The organism is Aeromonas sp. 2692-1, from assembly GCF_013085505.1.
GTDB lineage: Bacteria > Pseudomonadota > Gammaproteobacteria > Enterobacterales > Aeromonadaceae > Aeromonas > Aeromonas hydrophila.
Genome location: NZ_CP038513.1, coordinates 1,849,500 through 1,871,147 on the forward strand (window position 1 = coordinate 1,849,500; position 21,648 = coordinate 1,871,147).

The 21,648-nt window shown below is 63.8% G+C and carries 15 protein-coding genes and 2 pseudogenes; 10 read left to right on the top strand and 7 right to left on the bottom strand.

Annotated elements, in window-relative coordinates; genetic code table 11:
• Positions 1 to 8: 8 nt before the first annotated feature.
• The 5 genes and pseudogenes from dgt to E5E97_RS09045 all read left to right on the top strand — a co-directional run bounded on the left by dgt (position 9) and on the right by E5E97_RS09045 (position 9,542).
• Positions 9 to 1,385 (top strand): dGTPase, encoded by a 1,377-nt coding sequence (gene dgt, locus E5E97_RS09025; protein ID WP_171280184.1) that lies wholly within the window; start codon positions 9 to 11, stop codon positions 1,383 to 1,385.
• 320 nt (positions 1,386 to 1,705) lie between these two features.
• Positions 1,706 to 1,909, top strand: coding sequence for a hypothetical protein (locus E5E97_RS09030; RefSeq protein ID WP_011704847.1), 204 nt, complete (start codon positions 1,706 to 1,708; stop codon positions 1,907 to 1,909).
• A 149-nt stretch (positions 1,910 to 2,058) separates the two neighbouring features.
• Positions 2,059 to 6,335 (top strand): annotated as a pseudogene (locus E5E97_RS09035) (transporter substrate-binding domain-containing protein).
• A complete protein-coding gene (locus E5E97_RS09040) occupies positions 6,316 to 7,527 on the top strand; it encodes an EAL domain-containing protein (protein WP_168966419.1) in 1,212 nt (403 codons plus the stop codon). The pseudogene E5E97_RS09035 and the gene E5E97_RS09040 overlap by 20 nt, the downstream one beginning before the upstream one ends.
• Before the next feature lie 38 nt (positions 7,528 to 7,565).
• Complete coding sequence (locus E5E97_RS09045) at positions 7,566 to 9,542, top strand: methyl-accepting chemotaxis protein (RefSeq protein WP_171280185.1); 1,977 nt, start codon at positions 7,566 to 7,568, stop codon at positions 9,540 to 9,542.
• 119 nt (positions 9,543 to 9,661) lie between these two features.
• Here the strand turns inward: E5E97_RS09045 and E5E97_RS23500 are convergent.
• The 5 genes and pseudogenes from E5E97_RS23500 to metN form a co-directional block, all read right to left on the bottom strand.
• Positions 9,662 to 9,733: pseudogene (locus E5E97_RS23500) on the bottom strand (transcription/translation regulatory transformer protein RfaH); the annotation flags it as partial.
• 34 nt (positions 9,734 to 9,767) lie between these two features.
• Positions 9,768 to 10,268, bottom strand: coding sequence for a transcription/translation regulatory transformer protein RfaH (gene rfaH, locus E5E97_RS09050; RefSeq protein ID WP_016349600.1), 501 nt, complete (start codon positions 10,266 to 10,268; stop codon positions 9,768 to 9,770).
• Between the two features lie 96 nt (positions 10,269 to 10,364).
• Positions 10,365 to 11,165 carry a methionine ABC transporter substrate-binding lipoprotein MetQ gene (metQ, locus tag E5E97_RS09055; protein ID WP_171280186.1) on the bottom strand — a complete coding sequence of 267 codons (801 nt, stop codon included), beginning with the start codon at positions 11,163 to 11,165 and terminating at the stop codon, positions 10,365 to 10,367.
• Between the two features lie 25 nt (positions 11,166 to 11,190).
• A complete protein-coding gene (locus E5E97_RS09060; RefSeq protein WP_118881832.1) occupies positions 11,191 to 11,844 on the bottom strand; it encodes a methionine ABC transporter permease in 654 nt (217 codons plus the stop codon).
• Positions 11,825 to 12,868, bottom strand: coding sequence for a methionine ABC transporter ATP-binding protein MetN (gene metN, locus E5E97_RS09065; RefSeq protein WP_011704855.1), 1,044 nt, complete (start codon positions 12,866 to 12,868; stop codon positions 11,825 to 11,827). Before metN ends, E5E97_RS09060 begins: the two co-directional genes overlap by 20 nt.
• A gap of 471 nt (positions 12,869 to 13,339) precedes the next feature.
• Here metN and E5E97_RS09070 point away from each other — a divergent pair, with 471 nt between their 5' ends.
• Positions 13,340 to 13,795 (top strand): hypothetical protein, encoded by a 456-nt coding sequence (locus E5E97_RS09070; protein WP_162902018.1) that lies wholly within the window; start codon positions 13,340 to 13,342, stop codon positions 13,793 to 13,795.
• A 106-nt stretch (positions 13,796 to 13,901) separates the two neighbouring features.
• Here E5E97_RS09070 and ppgK read toward each other — a convergent pair whose 3' ends face one another.
• The gene (gene ppgK / locus E5E97_RS09075; protein WP_011704857.1) at positions 13,902 to 14,660 is read right to left on the bottom strand and encodes a polyphosphate--glucose phosphotransferase; all 759 of its coding nucleotides are present in this window, start codon (positions 14,658 to 14,660) and stop codon (positions 13,902 to 13,904) included.
• Between the two features lie 83 nt (positions 14,661 to 14,743).
• Positions 14,744 to 15,871, bottom strand: coding sequence for a tRNA epoxyqueuosine(34) reductase QueG (gene queG, locus E5E97_RS09080; RefSeq protein WP_162902017.1), 1,128 nt, complete (start codon positions 15,869 to 15,871; stop codon positions 14,744 to 14,746).
• 174 nt (positions 15,872 to 16,045) lie between these two features.
• Between queG and E5E97_RS09085 the strand changes: the two genes are divergently transcribed.
• The 4 genes from E5E97_RS09085 (at position 16,046) to mutL (ending at position 21,571) form a co-directional block, all read left to right on the top strand.
• Positions 16,046 to 17,557 carry an NAD(P)H-hydrate dehydratase gene (locus tag E5E97_RS09085; protein ID WP_171280187.1) on the top strand — a complete coding sequence of 504 codons (1,512 nt, stop codon included), beginning with the start codon at positions 16,046 to 16,048 and terminating at the stop codon, positions 17,555 to 17,557.
• A gap of 8 nt (positions 17,558 to 17,565) precedes the next feature.
• Positions 17,566 to 18,039: a tRNA (adenosine(37)-N6)-threonylcarbamoyltransferase complex ATPase subunit type 1 TsaE gene (gene tsaE / locus E5E97_RS09090; RefSeq protein WP_011704860.1), complete on the top strand. Its 474-nt coding sequence runs from the start codon at positions 17,566 to 17,568 to the stop codon at positions 18,037 to 18,039.
• Entirely contained in the window at positions 18,030 to 19,595 is a 1,566-nt protein-coding gene (locus tag E5E97_RS09095; RefSeq protein WP_118881827.1) for an N-acetylmuramoyl-L-alanine amidase, read from the top strand. Before tsaE ends, E5E97_RS09095 begins: the two co-directional genes overlap by 10 nt.
• Before the next feature lie 107 nt (positions 19,596 to 19,702).
• Positions 19,703 to 21,571, top strand: a complete 1,869-nt coding sequence (gene mutL, locus E5E97_RS09100) for a DNA mismatch repair endonuclease MutL (RefSeq protein ID WP_171280188.1) — start codon at positions 19,703 to 19,705, stop codon at positions 21,569 to 21,571.
• Positions 21,572 to 21,648 lie beyond the last annotated feature (77 nt).

Sequence of the window (21,648 nt, forward strand, 5' to 3'; positions counted from 1 at the left end):
GCTGCAACATGTATAGCCGTTTGATTACCCCTGAGCGGATCCATCCCTGGGGTGACGAAGAATTGCTGGAGGCGACCGAGCAGGATCGCGCCCGTATCGTGCAGGCGGCGCCGGTGCGCCGGCTGCAGCAGAAGACCCAGGTCTTCCCGCTCGACGTGAAGGCTTCGGTGCGCAGCCGACTGACCCACTCGCTGGAAGTACAGGAGACCGGCCGCCAGATCAGCCGCCGCGTTCTGGCGGCCCTGCCGGCAGGCACTGTGTGCGAGGGGGCCTTCGTCAATCTGGTGGAGATGTCCTGCCTGTTGCACGACGTCGGCAACCCGCCGTTCGGCCACTTTGGCGAGCAGGTGATGAGCCAGTGGCTGGCGCAGGAGCTGGACGGCCTGTTTGCCGTTGCGCTGGGCAAGGCGCCCAGCCCGCAGTGGGCCGAGCTTCGCCAGGATCTGCTGGTGTTTGACGGCAATGCCCAGAGCCTGCGGTTGGTACACAGCCTGCACGAGTTGAATCTGACCCTGGGGCAGCTGGCGGCACTGTGCAAATATCCGCAGCAACCGCCGGCGAGCCGGCAGGCAACCCCCTACTATGGCCAGCATCATGGCTGGAGCAGCAAACGCGGCATCTTCTTCAGCGAACAACCCCTCTACAGCGCCCTCGGCCAGAGCCTGGGGCTGGCCGCCGGATGCCGTCACCCGCTGGTCTACATCATGGAGGCGGCGGACGACATCTCCTACTGCATCGCGGATCTGGAGGATGCGGTGGATCGGCGCATCCTCGGCCTCGGCGAGCTACTGCAGGCGCTGCGGGAGGCGGATGGCGGTGACTACATGGCGGCGTTGCTGAGTGCGGCCGTCGACTCGGATCGCGGCTTCTTTCCCCATTTCCGCCAACAGCTGACCCGGGATCTGGTGGCGCTGGCCGCCAGCACCTATGTGAGCGAGCACGCCCAGATCCTGAGCGGCGCCTATCCTCAGGCCCTGCTGCACGGCCAGGCGCCGGCGGCACGGGTGCTCGACATCCTCAAGCGGGTCGCTCGCGAGCTGGTGTTCATGCGTCCCGAGGTGGAGGCGCTGGAGCTGGAGGGTTATGCCGCCTTGCGCGGCGTGCTCTCCACCTACGCCTGCCTGCTGGCCCAGCCAGCCAGCCAGTTTGAGCGCCTGCTGGCGGGGCAGGGGGACAGCGAGCTGTTCTTTGCCCGCCGGCTTTACCATCGCCTGTCGGCCCGCCATCTCAAGGCCTATCGACTGGCGGTGGCCAGCCGGGATCCCCGTTTTGGCGAGGAGGCGGAGCAGGAGTGGTACTATCGGGTGCGGCTGCTGCTGGATTACGTGAGCGGCATGACGGACACCTATGCGTTGGAGGAGTTCCGGCTACTGTCCGGGATCTGAGCGGGACGACGTCAGGATCTCTGTGCCGGATGAGTATTGATAGATGACTCACCTCCCCATATGGGGGTGAGGTTCTTGTATAAAATTCGGTCTTTTTTTAGACTGTGGCAACTTGTTCAACTTTCACTCGGTAAGGAGACGGATATGCAACATTCAATGCTAAACGTTGCGTTCGACCGCTGCATCAGCAGCGCGAAGACTCGTGCTCTTTTTCTGCCGCGTGGAGGAAACAGGTAACACCTGCTTTTTCATCACCCGCGGTTGTCCCGCAGGGTGATCTCCTCTCTCCGGGGGAACCGCACGTTCAACTGGAGAATATTATGTCTATCGAACTGACCCTGCTGCGCACCGTCGAAACCCTGGTCCAGAAACGGATTACCCGGCTGGAGCGTCGTGTCAGCTACCTGCATCTGTCGCCAGCTCTGCTCAAGGACATCGGTCTGGAAGGGCAAAATGTGCAGATCGCCCACATCCGTGAGCGGGAATATCAAACCGGCTTCCGACTCGGGAACCGAATAACCTGACAAGAGGGGGTCTTGGCCCCCTTCTTGCTAGAAAACGGCAGGCGTAAGCCTGCCGTTTTTCGTATCCGGACGAGTTCTGTTACGAATTTCTATTCGCACATTTTGCCAAAATCCCTATGATCGCTCTCCAAGCCGTTCAGGAGTTACCCATGCTGCGCCTCTGCTATCGCGCCATTTTGTTGTGCTGGTTTACCTGCTGGAGCCTGGTGGCTGCGGCAGAAACCTCCCTGGACAAGGATCAGCTGGGGCTGGCGGAGCGGCTCTGGCTCGCCTCGCGCAATGACCTGGTGGTCGGCATGCCCTCGATGGCCTGGCCCCCTACATCTATGCCAATGGCCGGGGCGGCTTCAACGGTCCGCTCGACGACTTTGCCACCCAGATTGCCGGCCGGCTGGGGCTGACCGTGCGCTACAAGACCTATCCCTACTATGCCGATACCCAGCAGGCGCTGCTCGATGGCGAGGTGGATATGCTGATCGGCGTGACGCCCAGCCAGTCGCGTCAGCAGAAGATGCGTTTTACCTCGGATCTGATGACCTTGCCGCGCGCCGTGTTGCTGGCGCGAGAGGAAGGGGAGCCGACTCTGGCAACGGCGCGCCAGCTGCGCTGGGTGTGCGAGCATGGTTTCAGCTCCTGTGAAGAGCTGGCGGAGCTCGGCATGACCCAGCTCACCGAGGCGGACAGCAGCGACGAGGCGGTCTTCATGGTGAAGAAGGGGTTGGCGGATGCCTATCTCTCCGATCTGCCCTCTCTGGTTCGCCTGCAGCGCCTGCAGCAGCAGGCCGGGCTCAAGGTGATCACCCCGGAGTGGGTGACTGACACCTCGCTGGCCATGGCGGTGGGACCCGACAACCAGGGACTGCTCGGTCTGCTGGAGCTGGCCCTCAACGACATTCCGCTGGATGAGCGGCGCCGCATTCTGGAGACCGGCGGGATTGTCGACTACGAGCTGGCCAACGGTCCCCGCCAGATCGTGTTCAACCAGAGCGAGCTCGACTGGCTGGCCCGCCATCCGACCCTGCGCTTCGGGGTGGCGCCGGACTGGCCGGCGGTGAGCGAGATCGACGGCAATGGCCAGCTCAAGGGGTTCATCGCCGACATGCTCAAGCTGGTGAGCCTGCGCTCCGGCCTGCAGTTTACCCTGGTGCCCACCAGCAGCTGGGCCGAGACCCAGGCGCTGTTTCAGGCACGCAAGCTGGACTTTCTGCCAGCCATCACGCCGACCGCGGAGCGGCGTCAATACTCCCTGTTTACTCCTGACTACGCCTTCATCCACCGGGTGATCGCCGCCAGACAGGGGAGCGAGGAGCTGGACAACCTCAACGAGCTCAAGGGGCGACGGGTGGGGATTGTCGGCGGCTCGGTGGAGGAGCTGGTACTCAACGAGGTGGGGGCCCATCCGCTGACGGTGAGCAGCGATACCAAGCTACTGCCGCTGCTGGACGGGCATCAGGTCGACTACGTGCTGATGAGCATGACCACCCTTGAACAGGCGCTGCAAAAGGGGTTCAACAACCGCTATCAGGTGGTGTTCTCCGGCAACGAGCTGCGGGTGCCGGTCGCCATGGCGGTGCACCAGCAGGACCCCATGCTGCAGCAGATCCTCACCAAGGTGCTGCTCTCTATCCGCCCGGAAGAGATGACCAAGCTGGAGCACAAGTGGCTGGCTCTGACCATCCAGACCGGCATCAACCCTGCCACGGTGGCGCTCTGGTCCGCGGTCGGCGTGGGCGCTTTCCTGCTCTGCGTGCTGCTGTTCATGGGCTGGAACCGGACCCTGCGCCGCCAGATAGTGCAGCGCAAGCTGGCCGAGCACAAGTTAAGCGAGCAGCTGACCTTCGTGCAGACCCTGCTCAACTCCCTGCCCAACATGGTGGTGCTGCGGGATCGCGAGCAGCGTATCACCCTCTGCAACCAGGCCTATCGGGACACCTTCATCGGTGAGTTGAGCCAGGATGATGGCGACGATCTGGACCGCATGCCGGCCAGAGAGCGGGAGCGGGTGTTGCGCGAAGAGTTGGGGGTATGGCAAAGCGGCGAACAGCTGGAAGGGGCGGGCAACAGCCGCCGTCAGGATGGCGCCATGTTCCACGTCATCTACACCAAGCGCCCCTATCGCTCGCCAAAGGGCGACATGCTGGGGGTACTGACGGTGCTGACCGATGTGACCCGCATCAAGGAGGCCGAGGCGCGGGCCCGCAAGGCGGAGACCCGGCTCACCCAGATCACCGACAGCATGCCGGGCATCGTCTATCAGTACCTCTGGCTCGGCCCCGGCAAGGGGCGCTTCCTCTATGCCTCGCAGGGGGCGAGCGAGATCCTGGGCACCAGCCGGCAGGAGATATTGTCGGCCGAGTCGGGCGGCGAGGTGTTCGGCTTTACCGAGGAGGCACTGCAGGATTTCGTCAGCAAGGTGGCTAATCATGCCGAGACCCTGGCCCCGCTCGATCTGGAAGTGCGGGTGGAGCGGCCGGAGGGGGCCCGCTATCTGCAGGTGCGCGGCAGCTTCGTGCCGCAGGAGGAGGGGCACCTGATCCTCAACGGAGTGATCCAGGACATCACGGCCCTCAAGCACCAGGAGCACGACCTGAGGGAGGCGCGCGCCTATGCCGAGCAGGCGATGCAGGTGCGCAGCCGCTTCCTGGCAACCATGAGCCACGAGCTGAGGACCCCCATCTCCGGCATGCACGGCATGTTGGAGTTGCTGCAGATGAGCGAGCTGAACGATGACCAGCGCTATTTGCTGCGCAACGTGGTGACCTCCACCAACAACCTGCTCTATCTGGTCAACGACGTGCTCGATTTCTCCAAGATAGAGGCAGGCCAGCTGCAGTTGCACTATCAGGATTGCCGCCTCGCCTCCGTCATCTGCGACGTGATCCGCGGTCACGCGACTCTGGCCCATGGCAAGGGGCTCAAAGTGACGCTGGGGTGGGCGCCGGAGGTGCCGGATCAGGCCCGCATCGATGCGGTGCGGGTGGGGCAGGTGCTCTCCAACCTGCTCAACAATGCGGTCAAGTTTACCGAGCGGGGCGAGATCCGTATCCAGGTCAGCTTTGAGAAGGAGCGGCTCGCCATCGCGGTCAGCGACACCGGCATCGGCATTGCCGAAGACAAGCAGGATCGCCTGTTCACCCCGTTCGAGCAGGTGGAGTCCGACATAACCCGACGCTTCGGTGGTACCGGGCTCGGCCTTGCCATCTGCCACCAACTGGCCCAGAAAATGGGGGGCACGCTGGTGCTCGAGAGCAAGCCAGGGCACGGTACCCGGCTCACCTTCGACTTCCCGCTGGCGGCGTGTCAGTGGGATGCCCCGCCGCTGGCAGGCCACGATTGGTGGCTGTTTGGCGAGGATGCGGCCCTGCAGAGCGCGATGCAGCGGCTGGGGGCCAGGCTGCATCGTCTGGATCCACAGCAGTGGCAGCAGCCGGTGAGTGGTTTGTTATTAGCAGAGGAGAGCTGGCTCGAGCAGGCCCTGGGCAGCGAGTGGCTGACACATTTGCAGCGCTCGGCCCTCAAGGGCATAGTGCTCTCCCCGCAGGAGGCCCTGCGCGGCCGCATGGGGTCGGGTGCCTGGTGGCGGCTGGGGCAGTCTCCGCTCTATCCCGATCTGTTGCTGGAGACCTGTCACCAGCTGCTGGGAGAGGCGGCGATCAGCCCGGTCGAAGCCAATGCCCCCAAATTGCAGGGACGGGTGCTGGTGGCCGACGATCACCCCATCAACCGTGCGCTGCTGGCTCGCCAGCTGGCGATCCTCGGGGTGGATGCCGAGGTGGTGGACGACGGTGACAAGGCCTTGCGTACCTGGCAGGGGCAGGCATTCGCCCTGCTGCTGACCGACTGCCACATGCCGGTGATGGATGGCTACAGTCTGACCCGGGCCCTGCGGGCACAGGGGGAGTCGGCTCCCGTCATCGGGGTGACGGCTGATACATCCGAAGAGGCCAGCCTGCAGATGCAGGAAGCCGGCATGAACGACATGCTGTTCAAACCCTATACCCTGGAGACGCTGCATCAGATGCTGATGCGCTGGTTGCCGGTGAGCCCTCAGACCCAAGAGCCGGACCAGCCCGCTCCATCGGCCAGCGAGCAGGGGGAGTGCTGGATCTCGCTGTTTGGCGATGAAGCGGTGGCGCGCAGCATGGCGCGGGAGTATCTCGATTCCAATCGCCAGGACGGCGATGACATGATGCAGGCACTGGCCAGGCAGGACACCTATGCCCTGGTGGAGACGGCACACCGCATCAAGGGGGCTGCCCGCATGGTGGGGCAGCAGGCTCTGGCGGAGGAGGCGGCCCGGCTCGAAGCGGCGGCCCGCCTCAAGCAGCTGGACGAACTTACCGAGTTGAGTCAGACGGTACTGGCGCTGATGAACTCTATTACATGCGAAATTGGATTATGGCTCGATGAACAAGACACAGCATGAGTTGGTGATCATGGTGGTGGAAGACCACGCGTTCCAGCGCAAGGCATTGATGCACCAGATCCGCGGGCTCGGTTACGGCTCCCTGCTGGAGGCGCAGGACGGGGTGGAGGCGCTGGCCATGTGTCAGCGTCATCAGGTCGACATCCTGTTTTGCGATCTGCGCATGCCGGGCATGGACGGCATGGCGCTGCTGCGTCGCCTCTCGCTGGGTGGTTTTCGCGGCGGCATCATCCTCTCCAGCGCGCTGGAGGATGACGTGGTCGAGGCCGTGCTGCGCATGAGTGCCGCCTATGGTCTGCAAGTGCTGGGGCGCATCGAGAAGCCTTCCAGCCAGCAGCAGATCAGCCAGCTCATCGGCGCCTGGCGCCCGCAGCAGGAGCGCGCCCAGGAGGAGGACGGCCACCGCCTGACCCTGGACGAGCTGAGCCTGGCGCTGGAGCAGGATCAGCTGCTGCCCTGGTATCAGCCCAAGGTGAGCTTCGGCTCCGGCCAGTGGGTCGGCATGGAGGCGCTGGCGCGCTGGCAGCACCCGGAGTACGGCCTCATCTCGCCGGCCCGCTTCATTCCGCTGGCGGAACACAACGGCCTCATCGATCAGCTGACCGAGGTGATCATCAGCAAGTCGCTGCGCGATGGCCATCTGTGGGAGCAGACCGGGCTCTCTCTCAACCTGTCGATGAACCTCTCCACTACTTCCCTCATCGAGGGGGATCTGTGCAATACCCTGATCAACCAGTGCCAGCGCTGGAGTATCAACCCCGAGCTCATCACCCTGGAGGTGACCGAGAGCTCGTTCGTGAAGGATCTGGGCAAGTCGCTGGAGGTGCTGACCCGCCTGCGCATGCACGGCTTCGGCCTCTCCATCGACGACTTCGGTACCGGCTACTCCTCCATGCAGCAGCTGGCCCTGCTGCCCTTCACCGAGCTCAAGCTGGATCGCTCTTTCGTCGATCGCTGCTTTGAGGACCCCTCCCGCTTGGCCATAATAGAGTCAAGTATCGAGCTGGCTCGCAAACTGGGGCTCAAGTCCGTCGCCGAAGGGGTGGAGGATGAACTCACCTGGCGGCTGCTGGCGCGGCTGGGGTGCGACGTGTGCCAGGGCTTCTTCTCGGCCCGGCCCATGCCGCGTGAGGAGTTGATGGGATGGCATGACTCCTGGCGTGAACGGCTACCGGCGCTGCTCGGAGCGTGAATGTCGGGCAGGATGCCCGCAACGAAACAAGGATGTTCATGAAAATTTCAAGCAAGTTGCTGCTCAGCTTCTGTTTTATCAATCTGCTGGTGATCCTCTCTTCCAGCCTCGTCTACCACCAGCTCGGCCGCATCGGACAGGCCGGCAACGCCCTGCTGGAGCAGGCTCTACCCGCTCTGCAACGGGATGAGGCCAGCCAGAAGGCGCTGGTGGCGACCATCTCCTCCCTGCGGGCCTATCTCATCCTGGGCAAGGATCCGGCGCAGGCCGCCCGCCTCAAACAGGAGTGGGAGGGGGCTTGGCAGGTGATCGAGCATCAGCAGTTCACCACCGAGCTGGCCCGCTCGCTCAAGGCCTTCAAGACCAGTCAGCAGAAGGTGTGGGACATCGCCCATACCGACGAGAACCTGCCCGCCCATACCCTGATGCTGCAGGAGGCCGGGCCGCTGGCGGAGTCGGCCCTCGATCAGCTGCAGTCCTTTGCCAACGAAGAGGTGGCCACCCCGCAGGATCAGCTGCCCGGTGATCGCCGCCTGCTGCTCAAGCAGGTAGGGGATGCCTACAACGGTCTCTCCAATGCGCTCTCCGCCCTGCGCGACTTCCTCATCTCCGGCGATCCGGACTATCGCACCAAATACCAGGATTATTACCAGTTCCACCAGCAGCGGGTGGCCGAGCTGAAGCAGCAGGAGGCCAACTTTACCGAGGCGCAGAAGGGGATCTGGTCGCTGTTCGAGGAGATGTCGGCCCCCTTCGCCGAACTGGTGGGGCAGGTGATCAGCAAGCGGCAGGCACCCGACTGGGATCAGGCCAACCATCTGATGGCGACCGAGATTGAACCAGCTCTCGGTCAGCTGGCGACCCAGCTGGCCGGCCAGGTGACGCAGACCCGCGCCGAGGTGGAAAGCATGGGTCAGAAGATGACCAGCGCCGGTCAGGCCATCAATCGTACCCTGCTGCTGGCTACCCTGACGGTGATCGTGCTGGGTACCCTGGTGGCGCTGCTATTCAGTCGCCGGCTGACCCGGGACATCGCCAGCCTGGTGCTGCGGGCCGATCTGGTGGCCAACGGCCGGCTGCCGGCCCGCCCCCTGCCGGTACAGAGTCAGGATGAGCTGGGTGGGCTGACGGGCTCCATCAACCAGATGTCCGGCCAGCTACGCCAGCTGGTGGGGGAGATCCAGGGGGCGGTGGGGCAGGTGGACGGGGCCTGCGGTGAGGTGGGCAGCACCACCCGCGCCATCGTCACCGATCTGGCGAGCCAGAATCAGCGGGTCGATACGGTGGCGGCAGCCATCGAGCAGATGTCGGTCAGTACCCGGGATGTGGCGGGCAATATCGCCGAAGCGGCGCGGGCCGCTCAGCAGGCCGAGCAGCAGACTCGCCAGGGCGGCCACGAGCTGGCCCGCATGACCGCCACCATGCAGCAGATCGCCGCCATGATTGGCGAGGCGAACGAGGCGATGGGGCAGCTCAGCAGCCAGAGCGAGCAGGTGGGACGCATCACCGAGGTGATCGCCACCATCGCCGAGCAAACCAATCTGCTGGCGCTCAATGCCGCCATCGAGGCGGCGCGGGCTGGCGAGCAGGGGCGCGGGTTTGCCGTGGTGGCCGACGAGGTGCGGCTGCTGGCGAGCCGCACCAGCCAGTCCACCGAGGAGATCAGCCAGACCATCGCCAGCATCCAGCAGCAGACCCGCCAGACCGTCAACACGGTCGGCAGCGGCACCCGCTTGGTGGAGGAGGGGCGCGGCGCAGTCGACTCGGTGACCGGGACCCTGAATGCCATGTTGCAGCTGGTGCAGGATCTGTCGGGTCAGCTGGGGGCCATCGCCACCGCGACCGAGCAACAGTCACGGGTGGCCCAGGAGGTGGCGGGAACGGTGGAGGAGATCGCCGGCCTGAGCCGGCAGTCGAGCCAGCGCAGCCAGCAGGGGGAGGAGATTGTGGCCCGGCTGGCGCAGGATACCGGTCGCTTGACGGCGGTGATCAGCCGCTTCGAACTGGATGCCTGAGGCGGACAAGGCGTATGAAAACGGGGCAGGCCGCTGGGCCTGCCCCGTTTTTTTAGCCTCGCTGGCGTAAGAGAGGATTGCCCTGGCCAGCCAGCGGGAGTTCGACGTTGATTGCCGGGTCAGTCCAGCCGGCGGAAGGATTGATTGTCGAAGCTGCTGCTGGTCTCCTGATTGAGCAGGCTCACCAGCAGGAATCAGGCGCTTCTCGCCATGGTAGTCTGCACGTCAGTCCAGTCGGCGGAAGGATTGGTTGTCGAAGCTGCTGCTGGTCTCCTGGTTGAGCAGGCTCACCAGCAGGATCGCCCGCTTGTCGCCGTCCGGCTCCAGATAGATGGCCTCGAAACCGGCCAGCGGACCGGATTCTATCAGCACCTTGTCGCCCTGAGTCGGCAGGCTGGCATAGCTGGCGCGCGCCTCGTCGCTGTCGTCCCGGCTCATCAGCTGATAGACCAGCTGGCTGCTGATGGAGGTCCACTCCCGACCGAAGTGGATGATCCGGCTGATGCCGCGGGTCGACTTCAGGGTGACCGGGGTGACCTCTTCCAGATCCACATAGATGAACAGGTAGTTGGGGAACATGGGCTCCCGCACCGGGACACGCTTGCCCCGCCGCAGTTTTTCAATTTCCACCATGGGGTAGTAGGACTCGATCCCCTGGGCTTCGAGATGGGCGCGGGCGCGGGCCTCTTCTTTTGGCTTGCAGTAGGCCAGATACCATTTTTTCATGTGCTGAATATGTTCGTGTTGCCGTGCTCGCCGATATGATAACGGCAGCAAAAAAAAAGGCCACGCATTGCGTGGCCTTTTTTGCCGAGTGAGTGATTACCAACCTTTCACCAGGCCGCCCTTGAACAGTTCCAGCCCTTTCTTGTAGACGTCGTCGGTCTGGAAAGCCTGTACGAACTGTTTGACCTTCTCGTCGTCCTTGTTGTTGTCGCGGGCGACGATCAGGTTGACGTAGGGGGACTCTTTGTCCTCAACAAACAGACCGTTCTCGGTCGGGGTCAGCCCGATCTGACCGGCGAAGGTGTTGTTGATGATGGCCAAGTCCACGTCTTCCAGCGAGCGCGGCAGCTGGGCAGCTTCCAGCTCGACCATCTTGAAGTTGCGCGGGTTGCTGGCGATGTCCAGCACGGTCGCTTCCAGACCGGCGCCTTCCTTCAGCTTCAGCAGACCTTGCTTCTCCAGCAGGATCAGGGAGCGGCCCAGGTTGGTCGGATCGTTCGGCACCGCGATCTGGGCGCCATCTTTCAGCTCGCTCAGCGCCTTGATCTTCTTGGAATAACCGGCGATCGGGTAGACGAAGGTGTTGCCGACCGGCACCAGCTTGAAGCCGCGATCACGGATCTGGGCATCCAGATAGGGCTTGTGCTGGAAGGCGTTGACGTCGATGCTGCCATCGTTCAGCGCCACGTTCGGGGTGACGTAGTCGGAGAAGTTGACCACCTCGACGGTCAGGCCGTATTTCTCCTTGGCCACTTTGGCGGCCACTTCAACCAGTTCGGTCTCGGGGCCGGCGATGGCGCCTACTTTCAGGGTCTTGTTCTCTTCTTTTTGACCGCAACCGGCCAGTACCAGAGTGGCCAGCAGGGCTGCCGCAACGGATTTGATGCCAAATTTCATAAAACCTCCTGTCAGAAATCGACGATTAACGATGATCACATTTGTTGACCAGGCGCTCACCCGCGCTCTGGATGAGTTGAACCAGTACGACCAGAATAACCACGGTCACCAGCATGACGGTCGGGTCGAAGCGCTGATAGCCGTAACGAATACCCACATCGCCCAGACCACCGCCCCCGATGGCACCGGCCATGGCGGAGTAGTTCACCAGCGTGACGAGGGTGATGGTGACGCTGTTGATGATGCCGGGCAGGGCCTCGGGCAGCAGCACCTTGGTGATGATTTGCAGGGGCTTGGCGCCCATGGCCTTGGCCGCTTCCAGCAAGCCGTCCGGCACCTCCATCAGGGCCCCTTCTACCAAGCGGGCGATGAAGGGAATGCAACCGACGGTCAGCGGTACGATGGCGGCGATGGTGCCGATGCTGGTGCCGACGATCAGCCGGGTCAGCGGGATGATGGCGACCAGCAGAATGATGAAGGGCACCGAGCGACCCACGTTGACCACCATGCCCAGGGTGCGGTTGAGCAGCGGGTTGGCCAGGATCTGGCCAGCCTTGGTCACGTGCAGTGCCACACCGAGCGGCAGACCGAGCAGGCAGCCGAACAGGGCGGAGGCAAACACCATGATGAGGGTGTCGCCCAGGGCTGTGAACAGCAGATTAATCATGGCTTCGGACATAACCCATTACCTCCAGCTGAATATGGTTGTCGATGAGGAACTGCTGGGTCGCCTCGCACTGGGCTTCATCCCCGAACAGTTCTGCCAGCAGGAAGCCGAACTTGACGCCCCCGGCGTATTCGATGTCGGCGCTCAGGATGCTGATGTCGATGTTGAAACGGCGGCTCGCCTCGGAGATGAGCGGCGTGTCGACCGTGCTGCCGGTAAAGCCAAGCTTCACCAGCGGATAGCTGCCGGGGACCCGCTCCGCACTCATCCGATCCTGATACTCCTGCGGTACCTCCAGATGGATGGTGGAGTGGATGAAATCTCGCGCCAGCTGGGTCTTGGCATTGCTGAAGAACCAGGCCACTTCACCCTGTTCGATCAGCCGGCCGTCGCTGATGATGGCCACTTCGTCACAGATCCCCTTCACCACGTCCATCTCGTGGGTGATGAGCAGGATGGTGAGCCCCAGCTTGACGTTGATCTCCTTGAGCAGGGTCAGGATCGAGCGGGTGGTCTGCGGGTCGAGGGCCGAGGTGGCCTCGTCGCACAGCAGTACCTTGGGGGCCGGCGCCAGTGCCCGGGCGATGGCGACCCGCTGTTTCTGGCCACCGGAGAGCTCGGACGGATAGGCGTGGGCGCGGGCTTCCAGCCCGACCAGTGCCAGCAGCTCTTCGACCCGTTGCTGGATCCTCTCTTTGCTCCAGCCCGCCAGCTCCAGCGGGAAGGCGATGTTGGCGGAGACGGTGCGGGAGGCGAGCAGGTTGAAGTGCTGGAAAATCATCCCGATCTGGCGGCGAGCCTGGGTCAGGTCCCGCTCGCTCAGGGCGACCAGATCCTGGCCGTCGACAATCACCTGGCCTTCCGTCGGGCGCTCCAGCAGGTTGACGCAGCGGATGAGGGTGCTCTTGCCGGCACCGGAGGCGCCAATCACCCCGAAAATTTTGCCTTGCGGCACATGCAGGCTCACGTCACGCAGGGCGTGCACGGCATCACTGCCTTTACCGTAGACTTTGTTGAGACCGATCAACTTAATCATGGATTCTTCCGTGCTAACAGCCTTAAAGCACAGGGCGCTACAGGCGGGTGAATTGGGCAGAGGTTTCACTGGGTTGCTCTGCCATCATGGAGGATGATGCTAAGATGTCTGGATGGCCGTGTCAACGCGTGTTTATACATCTAGACGTCTAAAAAAGTGCTAAGGATTCCCGCCTGCCGACTAACGCCGACGGTGATCTCGCTCACATCAATATTGTATTTGGTGGTATGGCATGATTGCCGAATATCACATGGTAAATATCCTCTTACAACCTCCTTTATTAGCCACCAACCGGATTCACCTGCTCATCCTTTTATTGCCTCCGGGTTGGCACAAATCATTCCACTTTGTATCGATCGCTGCTTTCTTGGCCACTGGCTTGATGCAGCACAACAAGGGCCGCGCTTTGGCTTGGATTGCAATTGCCTGTTTTTTATACTTAAAGGGCACGATATACAGGAGGGCAACCTGATGCGATTTCAACAAATCAAAGACTTGCTGCTCTATCTGGAGCAGGTGCATCACCAGCTTGGGCTCGGTTACGGGCGTCTCATGGCACAGGTGGATGGCGAGCGCAGCCGGCTGCTGCTGGCCTATCTGCAGCAGCGGGAGGAGGCGGCAAAGAGCCAGCTGGATGACTACCTGAGTGAACTTGGCGAAGGGGTGAAGGAGACTTGGCTGGAGCGAGGCTTCAGCGAGGATCTGCTGCCCGGGATCCGGCGCCTGAGCCTGCCAGCCACGGCCCAGACCCAGGACATAGTGCAGCTGGTGTGCCGTCAGGAGGAGAAGCTCATCGGCGAGCTCAGCCATCTGGCCCGGGAGTGTCCGACCGAAGAGACGGTGCGGCTGCTCGGCGGCCTGGCCGAGCAGGAGCAGGCCCGCCTGACCCGCTTGGTACACGGCGCCCATCGGCTCGACGACTTATAGGAAATAGCAGGCCGGGGGACATGTCGCCCGGCGACAAGTAGGGTGAAAAATGGGCGGTAAAAACAAGAGGCCCGGCAATGCCGGGCCTCTTGTTTTCACAACGGCATCATGCCGACTGACGGGCGGCGGTCAGTTCGGCGGCGTGCAGGGCGGCGCCTATGATGCCGGCCTGATTGAGGTTGGCGGCCGCCACCAGCGGGGCCCGGGTCTCAATCTTGTCGATGAACTTGTCGAGCTTGGCGGCGCTGCCGCCGCCCAGGATGAAGAGGTCGGGGGAGAACAGAAACTCGAGGCGGGCCAGGTACTTGTTGAAGCGCTTGCCCCAGCGGCCCCAGGAGAGATCCTCGCGCTTGCGCACCGCGTCCGAGCAGTAGTGCTCGGCCACCATGCCTTCCAGCATCAGATGACCCAGCTCGGTGTTGGGCAGCAGCTGGCCATTGACGAACACGGCGGTGCCGATGCCGGTGCCGACTGTGACGAGGATGATCACCCCCTTGCTGCGATCCTTGCCGGTGCCGAAGCGCATCTCGGCCAGGCCAGCCGCATCGGCGTCGTTGAGCACGTGGCAGGGTTGGCCGGTCACGTCGGCGAACAGGTGGGCGACGTCGGTCTCAATCCAGCTCTTGTCGATGTTGGCCGCGCTCTTGGCGATGCCGTTGTGGATGGTGGCGGGAAAGCCGCAGCCTACCGGGCCCTTCCAGTCGAAGTGTTCCACCAGTGCCTTGAGGGTATGAGCCACGGCGGCCGGGGTGGCCGGCTGCGGCGTCACCAGCCGGTGACGTTCGCCAATCAGCTCGCCCGTTGCGGTGTCGACCAGGCATCCCTTGATCCCCGAGCCACCGATATCCACTCCCAACATCTGCATCAGCTTGTTCCTTTTATAGTGCCGACGATCGACCGTCGGCAGAGCATGAAAAAATGGCTTCGATCCGGCAAGGGGCAGATCGTCTATGCGTGATCCGGCAGACCTTTTTCGATGCAGCGGATCAGCAAGCGCGTCTTTTTGTTGTCATCCTGCTGGCGTTTGGCCAGGGTGGCCAGCGCCCATTCGATATGTTCGGCCACCATGGGCTCGGCTGCTGCCAGCGCCTGCTGCAGGGCCGCCATGACCTGCGGACTGGCCGGGCCGTTGCCAAGGGCCACCGCCAGGTTGCGGCGCCAGCGCTGATAGCCGATGCGACGGATGGGGCTGCCTTCGGTGTGCTTGAGGAACTCGCTCTCGCTCCAGCCCCACAAGGTCAACAGCGGCGGGCGATGCAGATTGGGGCGCGGGCTGAAGTCGGGCTCCGGGCTGGCGTTGGCATAGCGGTTCCAGGGGCAGATGAGCTGGCAGTCGTCACAGCCATAGATGCGGTTGCCCATCAGCGGCCGGAACTCTTCGGGAATGGGGCCGTCATTCTCGATGGTGAGATAGGAGATGCAGCGACGACCGTCCACCACATAGGGGGCTATGATGGCGCCGGTGGGGCAGATGTTGATGCAGGCCACACACTTGCCGCACTGCTCTTTCTCCACCGGGGCATCCAGCGGCAGCGGCAGGCTGAGCAGCAGCTCCCCCAGAAAGAAGAAGGAGCCCGCCGACTCGTTGAGCAGCAGCGAGTGCTTGCCCACCCAGCCGAGGCCTGCCTTGGCCGCCAGCGGCCGCTCCAGAATGGGGGCCGAGTCGACGAAGGGGCGCCAGCCCAGCGCCTCGCAGCGCTGCTCGATGCGCTCCCCCAACTGCTTGAGCCGGCTGCGCAGCAGCTTGTGGTAGTCGCGACCCAGGGCATAGCGGCTGATGTAGCCGAGGGTGGGGTCGCGCAGGGTGGCGGCAAAGCCCGCCTCGAACGGCAGATAGTTCATCCGCACCGACAGCACCCGCAAGGTGCCCGGCAGCAGTTCGTGGGGGCGAGCCCGCATCATGCCGTGGCGCGCCATGTAATCCATGCTGCCGTGATGGCCCGCATCGAGCCAGGCCTGCAGCCTGGGCTCCTCGAGGGTGAGATCCGTGTCGGTGATACCGGCCTGGTCGAATCCTAGCTCGCTCGCCCAGAGCTTGATATCTTGGGCCAGTTGATGGAGTTCGGTGGTGGTCATGGGGCCGTCTGCCTGCCCGGGTGCTGACCGGGATGGAGGTGTACTGTCATGCTGTATCGCATCTCTGGGGTCTTGTTGCCAAGGTTGACCGACGGGCATGGCGGTTGCCGTCATACTGCATCATGTGCCCGGTGCCAGCAGGCCCGGATGAATGGATGAGAGTCAGGAGCCGTCATGGTACAGATCATCGGGGATGCTATCAGCGGGAAAGAGGTGCGCAGTTTACCACAATCACTGTGGCGGGCTGAACAGATCCGTGCCCTGGAGCGGGAGTGGGCTGAGCGCGAAGGGCTGGCACTCTATACCCTGATGGAGCGGGCCGGGGCGGCACTGCGCACCTACGCCACCCACCACTGGCCGCACAGCCGATGCTGGTGGATCTTCACCGGCCCCGGCAACAACGGTGGCGACGGCTATGTATTGGCCCGCCTTGCGAAGCAGTTGGGGCTGGAGCCCCAGGTGATAGCGCTGAGGACTCCCGCCGAGCTGACGGGAGACGCCAGGCGGGCCGCCGACGAGTGGCTGGCGACGGGGGGCACAGTGGTGTCGGCCGAGGCGGGCGAGCTCGACCGGTTGCCGGCGCCGGACCTGGTGGTCGACGCACTGCTCGGCACCGGTGTCCATACCCGGCTCTCACCGCTTATGACAAAGATCGTCGCAACAATCAATGGCTTGCAGGTGCCTGTGCTATCGGTGGATCTCCCCTCCGGCCTCAATGCCGACACCGGCTGCGCCATGGGGGCCGTGGTGCGTGCCAGCCGCACCCTCACCTTCATCGGTATCAAGCAGGGCATGCTCACCGCCGACGGGGTGGATTGTGTCGGTCGGCTCGACTGCGATCCCCTCGGTGTCAGTGTCCCGCCCGGGTGGCAGGCGGCCGCCGAGCGCATCGATTATCCCTCCCTGCACACCCGACTGACCCCGCGCCAGCGCTCGTCCCACAAGGGCTCCCACGGCAAGGTGCTGATGGTGGGGGGCAATGCGGGGATGCAGGGGGCCATCGTGCTGGCCGCTCGTGCCTGCCTGCGAGCCGGTGCCGGCCTGGTGCGGGTGTGCCAGCATCCTGACCAGCTGCCTGCCAGCCTCTACCAGGCCGAATTGATGGGCAGTCAGGGCGGGGACGAGGAGCGCTGGGCCTCGGTGCGGGTGGTGGGACCCGGTCTGGGTCGGGATGAGTGGGGTCGGCACCATTTTGAGTCATTTGTTAACGAGCAGGTGCCACTGGTATTGGATGCCGATGGATTGAATTGGCTGGCGCAATGTCCCCGTCATCAGGATAATTGGGTGCTCACGCCCCATCCGGGCGAGGCAGCCCGCCTGTTGGGCTGCACCATTGCCGAGATTGCCGCGGATCGTTTTGCCGCGGCGCAGCGTCTGCAGCAGCGTTTCGGCGGTGTGGTGCTGCTCAAGGGGGCGGGGACGCTGATCCACGACGGCAAGGGGATCGCGCTCTGCGACGAGGGCAATCCCGGCATGGCCAGTGGCGGCATGGGCGACCTGTTATCTGGTATAATCGCCGCCCTTTTGGCCCAGGGCTGGTCTGCCGCCGAGGCAACCCGACTGGGCGCCGTGATCCACGGGGAAGCGGCCGATCTGGCCGCTGCAGACGGAGAGCGGGGCATGCTGGCATCCGACCTGCTGCCCTTTATCCGTCGACTGGTAAATCCCGACACCATAACAAGTTAAAGAAGAACATGGCAAAACAGTTGATGATGACACTGCCGGACGAGGCAGCAACAGTGGCACTGGGTGGCCGACTGGCCCACGCCTGCCAGCAGGCAACCACGGTGTTCTTGCACGGCTCTCTCGGGGCCGGCAAAACCACCCTGACCCGGGGCTGGGTACAGGGGCTGGGGCATGAGGGCAAGGTCAAGAGCCCGACCTATACCCTGGTCGAGCCCTATGAGCTGGCCGACTGGCAGCTCTACCACTTCGATCTCTATCGATTGGCCGACCCGGAGGAGCTGGAGTTCATGGGGATCCGTGACTACTTCGGCGCCAACACCCTCTGTCTGGTGGAGTGGCCGGAAAAAGGGGAAGGCTGGCTGCCCGCTCCCGATCTCGACATTACCCTGAGTTATGCAAACGAGCAGCGCGAGGTCCTGATAGAGGCCCGCACCGCTATTGGCGAAGCCATTCTGGAACGGTTGTCATCTACGTGCGCTTGATCCTTGTTATTGCCCTCTCCCTGCTGGCCTTACCCTCCTGGGCGAATCAGCTCAAGAGCGTGCGGGTGTGGCCGTCGCCGGACAACACCCGGGTGGTGCTCGACATGAGCAGCGCCCCCAATTACAACTATTTCACCCTGACCGGCCCCGACCGGCTGGTGATCGACCTGAAAGGGGCGAGCAACGTCACCAATCTGGCCCGCATCGAGAACAAGAGCGAGCTGGTGCGCAAGATCCGCGAGAGCTCGCCGCTGGAGAAGGGCGGTCTGCGGCTGGTGCTGGATCTCAGCTCCACCATCAAGCCGGTGGTGTTCCCGCTGGCGCCGGCGGGACCCTACGGCCACCGCTTGGTGATCGACCTGCCGTACGAAGAGAAGGCCTCCGCCGCGGTGCAAGCCACGCCGGTGGGGGGCAAGGGCAAGGGAGTGGTGATTGCCATCGACCCGGGCCACGGCGGTGAAGACCCGGGCTCCATCGGCCCGCGTCGCACCTACGAGAAGCGGGTGACCCTGGCGGTCTCCCAGAAGCTGGCCGCCCTCATCGACCGCGAGCCCGGCATGCGTGCCGTGCTGACCCGGCGCGGCGACTATTTCGTCGATCTGAACAAGCGCTCCGAGATTGCCCGCAAGGCCAAGGCCGACCTGCTGGTGTCGGTGCATGCCGACAGCTTCCACAACTCGACCCCGCGCGGTGCCTCCGTCTGGGTACTGTCGACCAACCGCGCCAACCGCGAGATGGGCAGCTGGCTGGAGAAACAGGAGAAGCAGGGCGAGCTGCTGGGGGGCGTCGGTAAGGTGTTGGCCGAATCAGACCCGAACCCCTATCTGGCGCAGACCTTCCTCGACCTCTCCATGGACAAGTCCCGCGCCGAGGGCTATGACGTCAGCCGCCAGATCCTGCGCTCGCTGGGCCGGGTTGCCAGGTTGCACAAGAAGGCACCGGAGCACGCCAGTCTGGCGGTGCTGAAGGCGCCGGATATCCCCTCCGTGCTGGTGGAGACGGGCTTTATCTCCAACCATGCCGAAGAGCAGTTGCTGGCCACCGCCAGCTATCAGGATCAGCTGGCCCGCGCCATCTTTGAGGGGATCCGCAACTATTACCGGGCCCATCCAACCAAGGGAGCCATGCTCACCGGCAAGGGGCAGGCTAGTAACAAGCAGGCAGCGGTCAGCCGACCCGCCCCCGCCAGCAAGCCGGTCGCCGTCAGCAAGCCGGCGGCGCAACCGGTACAGCAGGTGGTGACCAACCGGATGCCGGCCACCGAGCCGAATCGCAGCAGCGATGGCGGGGCACCGGTCAGCAGCGTTGGCGGACCCTCGTCCGGCGCTGGCGTGATCAAGCCCTACGTGGTGGCGGCCAAGGAGCCGAGTGCACCTGTCGCCAGCGTGCAGACCAACGACAAGGCCAACATGCTCCGTCATGTGGTCACCCGCGGGCAGAGCCTCTCCCGGCTCGCCGAGAAATACGGGGTCAGCCAGGCGCGGCTGGTGGAGATCAACAAGCTCAAGTCGCGGGACATCCAGATAGGGCAGGTGCTCTATATTCCGCAAAAATAGCGCTTGATGAGGCGCCGGACCCGTCCCTGCCGGTGGCAGGGACGGGTCCGGCGAGCAGTCATCGACCCCCGCCGATTACCCGCGCCTTTAACCATCAGGAGTAAGCGATGCCAATTCGTATATTGCCGCCGATTCTGGCCAACCAGATTGCTGCCGGTGAGGTGGTGGAGCGGCCCTCCTCCGTGGTCAAGGAGCTGGTGGAAAACAGCCTGGACGCGGGCGCCGACCGGGTCGAGATCGACATCGACAAGGGCGGTGCCAAGCTCATTCGCATTCGTGACAATGGCGGTGGTGTCGCCAAGGATGAGCTGGTGCTGGCACTGTCGCGTCACGCCACCTCCAAGGTTGCGACCCTCGACGATCTGGAAGGGATCAACAGCCTGGGCTTTCGCGGCGAGGCGCTCGCCTCCATCAGTTCGGTCTCCCGGCTCACCTTCACCTCCCGCACGGCGGAGCAGTCCGAAGCTTGGCAGGCGCAGGCCGAAGGGCGCGAGATGAGCGTCACCGTCAAGCCGGCGGCCCACCCGGTGGGCACCACGGTAGAGGTGGTGGACCTCTTCTTCAATACTCCGGCGCGGCGCAAGTTCATGCGCAGCGAAAAGACCGAGTTCGCCCACATCGACGAGCTGGTGCGCCGCATCGCGCTCTCCCGTTTCGACGTCACCCTGATCCTGCGCCACAACGGCAAGGTGGTGCGCCAGTACAAGGCCGCCAACACGGTGGCGGAGCAGGAGCGCCGACTCGCTGCGGTGTGCGGCTCTCCCTTCATGCACCACGCGCTGGCGGTAGAGAGCGAGCACAGCGACGTGCGGCTGTGGGGCTGGCTGGCGACCCCGGAGGGCGCCAGGCCGCAGAACGATCTGCAATACACCTATGTCAACGGCCGCATGATGCGCGACAAGCTGATCAACCACGCCATTCGCCAGGCCTATGACGAGCTGCTGCCGGCCGATCGGTTCGCGGCCTACGTGCTCTACATCGAGCTGGATCCGCGCCAGGTGGATGTCAACGTCCATCCGGCCAAGCACGAGGTGCGCTTTCATCAGGCACGCCTCATTCACGACTTCATCTTCCAGGCGCTGTTTACTGCCCTGCGCCAGCAAGGAGCGGCCAGCGACGAGCCCCTGGCCGAGACCCTGGTCGAGCTGCCGGTCAGTGCCCCCATCGAGTATCCGGGTCAGGCTCCCAGAGCCGAGTGGTATGGCGCCGAGCACAACTACCGGGCGCCGGCCCGGGAAGTGCGGGAAGGGAGTGGTGCAGGGAGAGCGGGCAACTACCAGCCGCCCGAGCCCCCCAGCCGGGAGGCGATGCGCGGCATGGGATCGCTGCTCACCACCCTGCCGGCGGTGCAGGGCATGCCGCTGGCAGTGGCTGAAACCGCGGCTGTTGCCGCTGCCGTGCCCGCCAAAGCGGGGACGTGGCGGGCTTTGACCCTGGTGGAACAGGCTTATCTGCTGCTGGAGCGAGACAACCGGCTGGCCCTGCTGTCGCTGGTGCGGGCCGAGCGCCTGCTGCTGCGCCACTGGCTGCTGGAAACCTGGGGTCAGGGGCTGGCGGCCCAGCCGCTGCTGTTGCCGGTTTCCTTCAAGCTGCCGAAAAACCTGGTCGCGCTGGTCGAGCAGCAGGATCGTTTGCTCAAACGGATGGGGCTGGAGTTGAAAAGCGGCGGGCGCGACACCATGATCCTGACTCGGGTGCCGGCGTTGCTGCGCCAGACCGATCTGGTGCGCTTATTACCCGAATTGCTGCAACTGATCGAGAGCGGATCTGACAGTGATGCCGGCCAGCAGGCTGAAGTACTATGCCAATGGCTGGTGGAGCAGGGGATAAGTCGCGAAAAAGTATACGATTTTGCCACGGCCAACCGCCTGCTGACGGAACTTGTTGCCGATTTCAGTGACCAACTGGCAGACGTTCGCATGGTGCGCCCGCTGGCGCTGGCGAGCGTGCTGGCCGAGTTCGCCGATGGCCATTGAGGGGGAATGCCCCTCTTGAACCCATAAACCAGTTTTTTGCAGGTGCGCCGCACGGGCGGCGACCATGCAAGGGGAGT